The 11,777-nt window shown below is 54.6% G+C and carries 12 protein-coding genes; 11 read left to right on the forward strand and 1 reads right to left on the reverse strand.

The annotated features are described in order from the left end of the window. The first annotated feature begins 52 nt into the window (after nucleotides 1–52). The 6 genes from BLQ88_RS21950 to BLQ88_RS21980 all read left to right on the forward strand — a co-directional run bounded on the left by BLQ88_RS21950 (nucleotide 53) and on the right by BLQ88_RS21980 (nucleotide 6,666). The gene (locus BLQ88_RS21950) at nucleotides 53–1,354 is read left to right on the forward strand and encodes an MFS transporter (RefSeq protein WP_090154471.1); all 1,302 of its coding nucleotides are present in this window, start codon (nucleotides 53–55) and stop codon (nucleotides 1,352–1,354) included. A gap of 38 nt (nucleotides 1,355–1,392) precedes the next feature. After that, complete coding sequence (locus BLQ88_RS36795) at nucleotides 1,393–2,886, forward strand: hypothetical protein (RefSeq protein ID WP_176885058.1); 1,494 nt, start codon at nucleotides 1,393–1,395, stop codon at nucleotides 2,884–2,886. A gap of 154 nt (nucleotides 2,887–3,040) precedes the next feature. Beyond that, nucleotides 3,041–3,706 (forward strand): acyltransferase, encoded by a 666-nt coding sequence (locus BLQ88_RS37455; protein ID WP_218132942.1) that lies wholly within the window; start codon nucleotides 3,041–3,043, stop codon nucleotides 3,704–3,706. Nucleotides 3,707–3,745: 39 nt separating this feature from the next. Continuing rightward, on the forward strand, nucleotides 3,746–4,924 hold the full coding sequence (locus tag BLQ88_RS21970) for a sialidase family protein (RefSeq protein ID WP_090154706.1): 1,179 nt from the start codon (nucleotides 3,746–3,748) through the stop codon (nucleotides 4,922–4,924). Between the two features lie 23 nt (nucleotides 4,925–4,947). Then, nucleotides 4,948–5,727: an SDR family oxidoreductase gene (locus tag BLQ88_RS21975; protein WP_090154479.1), complete on the forward strand. Its 780-nt coding sequence runs from the start codon at nucleotides 4,948–4,950 to the stop codon at nucleotides 5,725–5,727. 3 nt (nucleotides 5,728–5,730) lie between these two features. Further along, on the forward strand, nucleotides 5,731–6,666 hold the full coding sequence (locus BLQ88_RS21980; RefSeq protein ID WP_143016903.1) for a hypothetical protein: 936 nt from the start codon (nucleotides 5,731–5,733) through the stop codon (nucleotides 6,664–6,666). On the opposite strand, the gene BLQ88_RS21985 is transcribed toward BLQ88_RS21980, so the two are convergent. Next, nucleotides 6,663–7,271, reverse strand: a complete 609-nt coding sequence (locus BLQ88_RS21985; protein WP_090154482.1) for a hypothetical protein — start codon at nucleotides 7,269–7,271, stop codon at nucleotides 6,663–6,665. The genes BLQ88_RS21980 and BLQ88_RS21985 overlap by 4 nt on opposite strands. A 168-nt stretch (nucleotides 7,272–7,439) precedes the next feature. Between BLQ88_RS21985 and BLQ88_RS21990 the strand changes: the two genes are divergently transcribed. The 5 genes from BLQ88_RS21990 to BLQ88_RS22010 all read left to right on the forward strand — a co-directional run bounded on the left by BLQ88_RS21990 (nucleotide 7,440) and on the right by BLQ88_RS22010 (nucleotide 11,776). Continuing rightward, nucleotides 7,440–8,276 (forward strand): HpcH/HpaI aldolase family protein, encoded by an 837-nt coding sequence (locus BLQ88_RS21990; protein WP_176885060.1) that lies wholly within the window; start codon nucleotides 7,440–7,442, stop codon nucleotides 8,274–8,276. Further along, nucleotides 8,273–9,229, forward strand: coding sequence for an aldo/keto reductase (locus tag BLQ88_RS21995; RefSeq protein WP_176885061.1), 957 nt, complete (start codon nucleotides 8,273–8,275; stop codon nucleotides 9,227–9,229). The genes BLQ88_RS21990 and BLQ88_RS21995 overlap by 4 nt, the downstream gene beginning before the upstream one ends. A gap of 51 nt (nucleotides 9,230–9,280) precedes the next feature. Further along, nucleotides 9,281–10,258: a Gfo/Idh/MocA family protein gene (locus BLQ88_RS22000; protein WP_090154486.1), complete on the forward strand. Its 978-nt coding sequence runs from the start codon at nucleotides 9,281–9,283 to the stop codon at nucleotides 10,256–10,258. A 244-nt stretch (nucleotides 10,259–10,502) separates the two neighbouring features. Beyond that, nucleotides 10,503–11,282 (forward strand): SDR family oxidoreductase, encoded by a 780-nt coding sequence (locus BLQ88_RS22005; protein ID WP_090154488.1) that lies wholly within the window; start codon nucleotides 10,503–10,505, stop codon nucleotides 11,280–11,282. A 110-nt stretch (nucleotides 11,283–11,392) separates the two neighbouring features. Further along, nucleotides 11,393–11,776, forward strand: a complete 384-nt coding sequence (locus BLQ88_RS22010; protein ID WP_090154490.1) for a RidA family protein — start codon at nucleotides 11,393–11,395, stop codon at nucleotides 11,774–11,776. The last annotated feature ends 1 nt before the right edge of the window (nucleotide 11,777 follow it).

Genomic DNA, 11,777 nt, shown 5'->3' on the forward strand with positions numbered 1-11,777 from the left:
TGCGGGAGATAATTTTGTAAAAGGCCATTTTTACTAAACCTAAACCGATTGCATGCTGACCAATGCGACTAATCCTAAACCCCAACTTTCGGCCTACGCCTGGCTCGTCGTAGCCATGCTTTGTATTGTCGGCGGGCTCAATTACCTCGACCGCATGATGATCACGACCATGCGATCATCCATTATCGCGGCTATTCCCATGACCGAGGCGCAATTTGGGCTGCTTACGTCGATATTTTTGTGGATTTACGGCCTGCTGAGCCCGGCCGCCGGCTTTCTAGCCGACCGTTTCAATCGAAGCCGGGTCATTATCGGGAGCCTTTTTGTCTGGTCGGTGGTCACCTGGCTCACTTCCCAGGCGACTACTTTCGAAGAGTTGCTCATTACCAGGGCATTGATGGGTATCAGCGAAGCCTGCTACATTCCCGCCGCACTGGCGTTGATCGTCGATTACCACCGCGGTCCGACGCGCTCCAAAGCAGTAGGCATTCATATGGCCGGCGTGTACATTGGTCAGAGCCTGGGTTTTATCGGCGGCTGGCTCGCTGAAAGCCGTACCTGGAATTTTGCATTTGCCGTGTTTGGCGGTATCGGAATTGTCTATGCGTTGATCCTCGCATTCTCCCTCAGAGACGCGTCGGCCAGTGACTTGCCCGTCGGGGACGCGCCTGCGCAGCCGCGTGAGGACGATAAGGCCAAGGAAGTGATCGGTTTCGGGGATGCGGTTAGGAACCTCGTACGTCAGCCCGCCTATCTGATCGCCCTGGCGGCCTGGGGATTGCTGGGCGTGGTGAGCTGGATGATCAACGGCTGGCTCCCGACCTATTATAAGGAACATTTCAATCTTAGCCAGACAGAGGCCGGCGTTTACGCTACCACCTACTTTTTTGTGCCGATGCTGGTGGGCGTGCTATCCGGCGGCGCCATCGCCGATCTTTGGGACAAAACCAACAAACGCGCCCGCATTCTATTGCCCGCATTGGGGCTTGTGATCGCCACGCCTGCCATTTTTGTGGCGAGTAATACCGATATGTTGTGGCTCGCAGTGGCCGCATTTATGGTTTATGCATTTGCCCGGCCATTTCTCGATGCCAACATGATGCCCATCCTCTGCATGGTGGCCGACCAGCGCTACCTGGCAACCGGTTACGGCATTCTGAACCTGTCCAGCTGCATTGTCGGTGGCATCGGCATTTACGCGGGCGGCGCCTTGCGTGATGCGCACGTGAACCTGAGCGCGATGTTTCAAGTGGCGGCACTGACGATGCTTTTTTGTGCCTGGTTACTTTTTAGAATTAAACCTAAAAGCCTCCCGGAAAAGACCAAGACGCTGGAATCCGCGGATCAGCCATAAATACCCGTTATTCCTGAACCTCTGTAATTCATTATCTTATGAAGAAAATCTGCATGGCCGTCTGCTCCGTGCTCGTACTTGGTTTGGCGCGGGCCAATGCGGCGGACGGGCTCAAAGTATCGGGTCAGACATTCGCCGTAACGCCCAAAGTGGGCACGCCGGCCGGGCATACCAAAACCGGTAACAAGATCGAGATCGTGCACGGTGATTTAAAAACGACGGTGATCCTTTTGGAAGAAGGTAACAACCGCCTTTGCTTCCTTACATCGGCATTAGGCGTCGAAAACGGCCCGTTGCGGAGTGCCTGCGTGAATATTTTGTCGCAGACATTGAAAATCGCTCCCGAAGCTGTGGTGACGTCGTCTTCCCATAACCACACTATTCCCTGGCTGCACGTGGACAGCACCAAAATTCCCCAGGCGAATACTCCGCAGATGCTCAATTGGGAATTGGGGCAGGATTTTATGAAGAAACTCCACAAGGCCGCCGCGCAGCTGGCTAAATCACTCGAACCCGTGACCGTGGAATGGGGCGTGGCAGAGGAAAACCGCATTACCTACAACCGCCGAGGCCGCAGGATCAATGGAAAGACCTATTTCATGCGTGAGGAAGACCGGATGCTCGTCGGCGAAGGTTATCGCGGCCTGATCGACCCGGAAGCGATGGTAGTGGTGTTCAAAAACAATTCGGACAAGCCGGTAGCGGCATTCTCGTTCTTCACCGGGCACCCGGTAGCAGCTTACAACCCCGAAAAAATGATGAGTTACGGACAGTTTCCGCAGGTAGCCTCGGAGAAATTGTCGCAATACCTCGGTGGCGCGCCAGTAGCATTCGTGCAGGGCTGCGGGGGCGATATCAATGCGAAACATATGCTTACGGGCACGATTGAGCAAGCGCAACTGCTGGGTGAGCAACTGGGCGAAACGTTTGTGATAGCGGCGAAATCGCTTCGGAAATCGAAGCGTACCGGGCTGGAATGGAGTCGAGAGGCCGTGAATGTGCCGCTCGCGCCTTTGCCAAGCCCGGCGAGTTTGCAAAAAGACCTGGACTCGATCGATGATTTTATCAAAAGGGGCGATTCCGGAGATGAAAACACGTACGAGTGCGTGGGCATGAACTTTCCGAAAGCCCTCACGCCGCCCTACCGCGCCCGGTTGGTGCAGTCGGTGCGGCCCTGGTACGTGTGGGCCCTGGACCAGCACAAGACCAACAACCTGAAAAACGTGCCTACCGAGCTGCCGATCAGCATTGTGGTAGCCCGCTTCGGCGACGTCGGTTTTGTGGGCTTGCCCTACGAACCATTTGTAAAAACGGGCCTGAAAATCAAGCACGAAGCCGCATTACCCTGCGTGCTCACCGGCGGTTACACCGATGGCGCTTACGGCTACATCCCCGATGCCACCGCTTGCGACGACCGCGAATACCAGGCCGGCTACTTCCGCTACCGCGGTAATGTACCGCCCTACAAAGCGCCGGGAGGCGACGCCTGTGCTATTATTGCCATTAACAAATTGTCCCAATTTGCCCGATGACCGTCGGTTGAAACCGACGGCAGTGGAGGCTGTCGGAGAGCCAGTGGCTCGAACTATATCATACAGAAGAGAGCCGGCGGCTCGACCCATTTCCCAACCCCGGGTTTCAACCCGGGGGCACCCAGACGATACTGATATGCCCAACGCCCCCGAAATGAGGAACTGCCAGATAGGCGCCGGCGCGGAGATAGAGCCCAATGTGATGCTGGGCTACCAGTACCCTGGTTGGCAAAAACCACTGGTGATCGGACACAGGCCCCGCATCCACAGCGGCACCACCATCTACGCCGACACCGTCATCGGCCACCGCTTCACGTGCGGGCACAACGTGCTCATCCGCGCGGAATGCGAGATCGGCGATCGCGTAGTGATATTGCACGGCAGCACGCTCGAAGGAAGGATCAAAATCGGCAAAGGTGTCAAAATTATGGCCCACGTGTACATTCCGAGCCGTACCGTGATCGGCAGTATGGTATTCATCGGCCCGGGCGTCAATATCCTGAATGCCACGCTACCCATGCGCGAGGCGGGCATTGCGGGCGCGATCATCGGCAACCACGTTGTGATCGGCGGAGGCGCTACCATCGGGCCGGGCGTGACTATCGGCGATAATGTGTTCGTGGGCGCAGGTGCGGTGGTGATGCAGGATATTCCGGCCAATTCACTGGCTTACGGCGTGCCCGCAAAGTTTCGGCCGCTGCCGGAGAAGTTTGGAAACCGCAACGATTCGAAGCAGATTTTCGAGGGGCTCGACCTTTGGGATAACCGGCCTGCCGACGGTTCATGGCAGCAGGAGGATTACCCGGGGAAGTTGTTTTAATGATATGGATTTGAAATACAATAAACTACTGATATGAAAATGCTCAAAACAGGACTGCTTGCTGCATTTGTGCTCACTTGCAACGCGCTCGCCGCGGGTACCGCAATGCCCGGCGACAGTGTCCCCGGCGTCCGCAAGGTCCGCGACGTCGTCATTTACGAGGATAAGCAGTTTTACGCCACATTTCCCTCGGTGGTGAAAAAGAAAGACGGCGAAATCCTCGTCGCATTCCGACGGGCGCCTGAGCGGCGGGGTTTTGGCGAGAAGGCCAGCAGCCACGTCGATCCGAACGCCTACCTGGTGACCGTGAAGTCGAAGGACGGTATTAACTGGACGAAACAGCCCGACCTCCTGTATGCCCATTCGCTTGGCGGCTCGCAGGACCCTTGCATGCTGCAACTCCGCGACGGTACCCTGCTCTGCGCGAGTTATGGGTGGGCGTTTCTGCGCCCGGATGGTATGGAAAAACTGAAACAACCCTATTTCATGACCGGCGAGGCAGTATTTCTGGGCGGCTACATCGTGCGCTCTACCGACGGTGGCAAAACCTGGCAAGGCCCCATTTACCCGCCTCATATTCAGCCGGAAATCAATCTGGATGTTTACGGGAAGCCCGTACCCGCTTATAACCGCGGCGCGATGTACGAGGGTAAGGACGGGCGCATCTTCTGGGTGTCGGCCGCCAGCGAATCCAACAAACCTAAGAAGACGACCAATCACCTGCTCATTTCGGAAGACAAAGGCCTTACCTGGAAATATTCGTGTGTAGTAGCCACCGACGAGAAGGCTTCATTTAATGAAACATCCATTTACGAAACCCCGAAAGGCGACCTCGTAGCATTCCTGCGCTCGGCCGAACTGGACGATCAGGCCTGCATTGCACGCTCGACGGATGGTGGAAAAAGCTTCGAAAAATGGGAGAAAATGGGTTTTCAGGGCCACCCGCTGCAAGCTATGCGCCTTCCCGACAAGCGCGTGCTGCTTGTTTACGGCTACCGGCACAAGCCTTTCGGTATCCGCGCCCGTATTCTCAATCCCGAATGCACCGATTTCGCGACGGCGAAAGAAATTGTCCTGCGTGAAGACGGCGGCGGGTACGACATAGGATACCCCTGGGCCGTGCAGTTGAACGACAAACAGGTATTGGTAACCTATTATTTCAATATCGACAACGGCACCAGGCACATAGCCGGGACAATTCTTCAAATTGATAAGTGATAGGTTTTTAATTGATAAATAAAATGAAAGAGCTGTTTAGCCTCGCGGGGAAAAACATATGGGTTTTTGGTGGGGCTGGCTACCTGGGTCAGTCGGTTGTACAAACATTACTTGCGCAGGGTGCGGAGGTATTATGCGTCGATCTGGAAGGGCGTGCCGCGGAATTTGCGAAAAATGCCGGCCTGGAAGGCAAAGTAGCGACAGGTAATGCCGACGTCGCCGATATTTCCGCCTGCGAGAGCCAGGTAAATACCTGGCTGGCACAATTGGGCGTGCCGCACGGCATGGCGAACCTTACCGCATTCACTACCGCCAAATCCATGGACGCATTGACCGAAGCAGATTTTGACCGCGTCAACCACGGCAACCTCACCGCGACCTGGGCCCTGAGCCGGCAGGTGGGTAATGCCATGGTGGCGGAAGGCCGGGGAAGTATGGTGCTGTTTTCCAGCATGTATGGCGTGGTATCGCCGTATCCTGAGGTCTACCAGGAGCCGATGAACAAAAATCCGATCGAATACGGGGTCGGTAAGGCGGGCATTATCCAAATGACCCGTTACCTGGCTGTGCATTATGGCCGGTCGCAGGTGCGTTGCAACTGCATTTCGCCCGGCCCGTTTCCTAACCCGAAAGTGCAGGCGAATCATCCGGATTTTATCGGGCGCCTGGCTGCTAAATCGCCTTTGGGCCGTGTGGGTCAGTCGTCGGAGATTGCCGGGGCTGTGGCGTTCCTGCTTTCGGATGCCTCCACCTACATTACCGGGCACAACATGGCCGTCGACGGCGGCTGGACTAGCTGGTGATCTATGCGATTCATTTTCATTTTGTTAGTTATGGTTATTTCAAATCAATCCATCGCGCAGTCACCGGCGCAAACAGAGGCTTGCATTGCCTTGCTACGCCAGGTTTTGCGTGAACAAGAGGAGTGGGTCAAAGTACACGCGGCTGAATACCTGCTTTGGGCGGGTTATCCGGAAGGCGTAAAAGCGGAATTTGTCAAGGAAGCAAAACGCCTCGGTACCAAGCCGCAATACCGGGTCGGTATATGGCGGGTGTTGTTTCAATGTACTGAAAATGAATCAGAAAGGCTGGTTTGGTTAAATAAGATTAAAGAAGCCTTCCTCGATGAAAACGGCCCGGACCGCATTCATGCCGCTGAGACATTGGCCAAACTTCGCATTTCGATGCTAACCGAATCGCCAGCGATCACCAATCGCACGCTGCAAAGCAACGCGCAGGCGTTGGCATTGTACACCATTTGGAGCACAGCATTTGATTCGGCGAAGCAGATGGAAGCCGTAAAAATAGAATTGGTAAAAAATTTAACACCGTTATCCGGCTCAGATGGGGCTAAAAAGTCGATCTCGGCTTACGTATTACGACAGTTGGGTGGTTTGGATGAGCGGTACTGGGAGTTGGTCGCCGGCGCGGCATTGCAGGAAGCGGAAACTTCACCTGCACGTGTAAATCTGCTCAGTACAGCGTGGCTAACAGCTGTAAATCCTGGCAACGCAAAGCTGCCACCGATTAAATCTGCACTTTTAAAATATGCCACGGCTGCGACAAAAGGAGAACGAAGCGAAATGGCCCTCGCGCTCGCTGCGAAAGGAAATGCAGATGATTTACCGGTGTTATTGGAGATGTTTGAGAATAAATACCCGCTGGGTGACCCAGCGGCCGACTATGATGTACGTGCGGCAGCGGCTTATGCGATATTAAAAATCACTCAGCGCGCCCGTTAGCATTTAATTTGCTCGGCTTCGGTTAATTTTTGAAGGTTCAGCACGATCGGGTCTGCGGCGCGTCGCAATAGTGCAATGTCGCGTTCCCAGTCGTAAATAACCGAATCCTCGTCTTTGCGGATAACCATCACTTTTTTGTGCCTGGTCATGACCCAGATTACCGTATCGGTCCCGTGGTCGATCATCACGGCTGATTTGGAGAAAATGTAATCGAGGTCGTGCTCGGTATCGATCCGCACATCGACTTCTATCGCCACTTCCGGGGCGGAATGGAAGTATTGATCGTTCAGATTCACCCCGTCTTTCCGGAAAATGCCTAGATCCACCGACAGGTTGTTCTGTGGGCCCAGGTGAAGGCCTGCTTCGTTCGTAGCCAGCCAGTAACGTGCATTATCGAGCCGCGACTTGATAAAAAAGCCGAGGGCCATGATCAGCACGGATTGCAATGCGCTGCTGCCCATTATTTCTTCTTTGGTTATAGTGCCGGCTATCACGTCTTTGTAGCCTTTGTAATAGTATGCTTCTCCCGCGATCACTTCACGAATGAGGCTGTCGGGGACGTTTTCCTCTTTGCTTTTCGGCAAGCTGGCTGGCAAAACAGTCATAATGTTCGCTTTGATGCTTTTCTAAATTAAGGGATTTATGACCGCATTCCCAAATGTGAAAGATAGTATCAGAATCCCCCATAAAAGTAATAGCGGACCAATTGGGGAGCCGCTACTTTTGGGTTACATTACATTCGGTTTTTACATTAACAGCGACATACTTTGAAAATGCGGGCTAGCCGGGTGCTGCGCAAGTTGCGGGCGGGCGAAATTGTAAGTTGTTTCAAAATGAACCTTTCCGAGCCACGCGTGGCCGAAATCGCCGGAATCGGTGGTTTTGACTGTGTATGGGCCGATCAGGAGCATATCGGGCTCGACTGGTCGGTGCTGGCGGGGTGCATATGGGCCGCGAAATCGCAGGATACGGACCTGCTCGTGCGGGTGCCGCGCGGGAGTTACAGCGATTACATCCGACCACTCGAAATGGATGCGACGGGCATTATGGTACCGCATATCATGGGGCTGGAAGATGCCCGGAAGGTAATCCACATGACCCGTTTCCACCCGCAAGGCCTCCGCCCGATAGATGGCGGCAATGCCGACGGCGCTTATACAGCCATGGATTTCAATGCATACCTCGAAGAAGCCAACCGTGAGCGGTTCATTATTTTGCAGATCGAAGATCCCGAGCCGCTCGAAGACCTGGAAGCCATCGCCGCGCTGGAAGGTTATGATATGCTGTTCTTCGGTCCGGGCGATTTCAGTCAGGGAATCGGGGCGCCGGGGCAATGGGACCATCCCAAACTCCTTGAAACGCGCATTCGCGTGGCAGAAGTGGCCCGCAAGCACGGCAAGTTTGCCGGAACAGTCGGCGGGCCGGGTAACCTGAAAGACCTTGTTGCGATGGGTTACCAGTTTGTGAGCGTCGGTGCGGATGTGGTGGGGCTGACGCGGTATTGCCAGGAGTTGGTAAAACCCTTCACAGGCGTAGCGACGCCCGGCGTAACGACGCCCGAAGCCGGGTCGAAGTCCTATCTTGAAAACCAGACCACCTCGGCCCAATGAGACGCAAAGCATTGGGCCATACCGGTTTGGAAGTGTCCGAGATTGCTTTCGGAGGCGTGGAAATAGGCGTGCCGTATGGCATCGGCGTGCAGGGGCGGGAGGATATGCTATCCGAGCGTCAGGCGATCAGTTTGCTGCATGAAGCGTTAGAAAAAGGCATTAATTTCTTCGATACGGCCCGGTTATATGGTGAAAGCGAGACGATTATGGGCAAAGCTTTCGCTTCCAGACGGCAGGATATTGTGCTGGCGACCAAATGCAGGCACTTCCGTGATTCAAGTGGCGCCCTTCCGCCGGATCATGCGCTTAAAACTTTTATTCAAAACTCATTAAAAGAAAGCCTGCACGAGCTGCAAACGGATTATATAGATATTTATATGCTCCATTATGGCGATCTGGAAATTATTGAAAATGAATTGATTGCAGCGGTTTTTCAGGAATTGAAAGAGCAGGGCATTATCCGCTCCACGGGCGTTTCGACTTACCTGGCTGAGGAAACCGCATTAGCCGTTTCGAAAGGACATTGGGATGTGATCCAGCTGCCGTTTAACCTGATGGACCAGCGGCATGCGGTTTGTTTTGAGCAGGCTACCGCGAATGGCGTGGGCATTGTGGTGCGATCGGTTTTGATGAAAGGTTTGCTGAGCGAGCGGGGTAAAAACCTACATTCTGCATTGGCGGACGTGGAGCGGCATATCGATAGTTACCACGCAATGCTCGGCCCGGAGTTTCCCGATCTGCCTACGCTCGCAACGCGATTTGCATTATCGTTCGATAGCATTGCATCTGTGCTCGTAGGAATCGACAAGCCCGAATACCTGCACCAGGCCCTGGCAACGGCCAGCGGCGCGGTAATGGAACCAGAAACCGTAAAAACCGCCAGCCAAATGGCCTACCCCGAGCCGGAATTTCTGAACCTGCCGCATTGGGACAGGATGGGGTGGCTGCGATAGTAGTTCGGCGGTTAAAACTTTGATAACAAATCCATTAACGGAAATAGTAACATGTATTCCGACGAGCAACAAGCTGACCGCCGACCGCCAACCACCGATGGGCGAAGGTCACCAATCCGGTTGGGTATCATCGGCATGAGCCCGGGCAATGCGCATCCTTACTCCTGGTCGGCCATTATCAATGGGGTATTTGACGGGGATGAAATAAGCCGTGTGGGTTATCCTGCGGTAACGGCTTACCTCGAAGCGAACCGTGATACGCTGGGCATACGCGTCGCTCGCGTGACGCACGTATGGGCACAAGAAGCGGAGATCGCGGAGAGCATTGCGAAGGGGGCCGGTATCGAAAATGTCGTTACCAGCCTGGAAGCCATGATTGGTGAAGTGGATGCGGTAATTCTCGCACGCGACGATCCTGAAAATCACCGTGAAATGGCCCGGCCGTTCATTGAAGCCGGGGTGCCGATTTTCATCGATAAGCCATTGACCTGCTCGCGCGAGGACCTGGAATGGTTTGCGGCGCAACACCGGGCGGGGAAGTTCCTGATGTCGTGCTCGTCGATGCGCTATGCCAACGAATGCCGCATTGCGAAGCAGGAAATGCAGTCTTTCGGTCAGCTGGAACTTGTGACGGCGGTAGGAAAGAAGGATTGGAAAAAATACGGGGTGCATCTGCTGGAAGGCATTTTCAGCATTCTCGGTGACCCGTTGCCTCATTCGGTACGGCACATCGGTAAGCCGGATAAGGAGATTATTCATTTAAAAATGGCGGACGGGCTGGACATTATGCTGCACCTGTTCATGGACATTACCGGCACGTTCCAGATCTCGCTTTTTGGCCGAAATGGCTGGAAACTGATCGATATCCGCAATTCGTACTCGATGTTCCGGGATAATATTATTGAATTTATACGATCGCTGGAAGAGGGCAAGCCGCGGCTGGATTTTGCGAAAACCGAGCGGATTATGAGCGTCATTATTGGCGCGAAGGAGAGTTTGGAACGGGGCGGGGAGGAGGTGGTGTTGTGACCGCCGACCGCCGACCGCCGACCGCCGACCGCCGACCGCCGACCGCCGACCGCCGACCGTCGGCTAATGTGTCGTCGCATGTCCCGGCCCCGGAGGGGCCCCCTGTTTGTAGCAATGATGATCAAATCGAACGTTTGGCTCCGGAGGAGCCTCCTCTGACACGGCACAGGACACCCGCTCAACAACCTTAACACTATCGGCGGTCCGCGGTCGACCGTCGGCGGTCAAATCAAGAATCAACAACATGAACGTCAAACAATTACTAAGCCTCAAAAACAAGATCATCCTCGTTACGGGTGGGTCGGGGAATTATGGGAAATGCATTGTGGAAGGTCTGGCGGAGGCGGATGCCACGGTGATCACCACGTCGCGGGAGCTGGCTTCTGCGGAGCGAACGGCGGCGATGTTCCGCGAACAGGGGCTGGATGTACATGCGATGGAGGCGGATCAGGGCGTACATGAGTCGGTGGTGGCATTGAAGGCCGGGGTGCTGGAAAGGTTCGGACGGCTGGACGGGTTCGTGAACAATGCGGTTTCGCGGCCTATGAAAGGTTATAATGCGCCGCTAAGCCAATTCGAGGAGTCGATGCAGGTGAATGCGACCGGAATGGTGGACATTATGCGCGAAATGACGGATCTGATCGTGCAGAGCGGGGGTGGGAGCGTGATCAGCATCGCGTCGATGATGGGCATGTTCGGCCCGGATTTGTCCAATTACGAAGGGACCGTGGGTATGGGCGACCTGCCGCCGGACTACTTTTTTCACAATGCCGGCCTCATTAACCTCACACGCTACATGACGCAAATGCACGCGACCAGCAACATCCGCTTCAACTGCATTAGTCCGGGTGGGCTGTTCAACAATCAACCCGAGGCGTTTTTGAATAACTATTGCAAAAAAGTACCGCTGCGGCGCATGGCTAACCACGACGATATCAAGGGGTTGGTGGTACTGCTGGCGTCCGATGCCGGGGCCTATATCAATGGCGAAAATATCCTGATGGATGGTGGCCTGAACGCCTGAAACGGACGTAAAAAATAGTATCAGTAATCCAGCGGAAAGTAGGAGAATGCGAAGAGGGGTGATATGTACTTTTGTGAAGATGGTATTTTCTAGAATTATATTTTGTTTTCATGAAAAAAATAGTTCATCCCGATCGTGACCCCAATTTCGCTACCGGCGCCTACTCCGACGGCGTGCTGGTGGACGGCTTCCTGTTCGTGAGCGGCCAGGCTTCGGTCGACTTCAAAACGTCGCAGTTCGTGCTCGGCACGATCGAGGAGGAGACGGCGCGCACGCTGGATAACATTGCCGCGATCATCCGCGCTGCGGGAGGTACCATGGTGCATGTGGTGAAATGCACGGCGCATTTGGCCGATATCCGGGATTTCGACCGTTACAATGCGGTGTACGCTACCTATTTCCCCGCCATCAAACCCGCCCGCACGACGGTACAGTCCGTGCTGGCCGAAAATATCAAAGTCGAGATCGACTGCATTGTCAAACTGCCTGCCTGAC

Origin of the sequence: Dyadobacter soli (assembly GCF_900101885.1) — a bacterium.
Classification (GTDB): domain Bacteria; phylum Bacteroidota; class Bacteroidia; order Cytophagales; family Spirosomataceae; genus Dyadobacter; species Dyadobacter soli.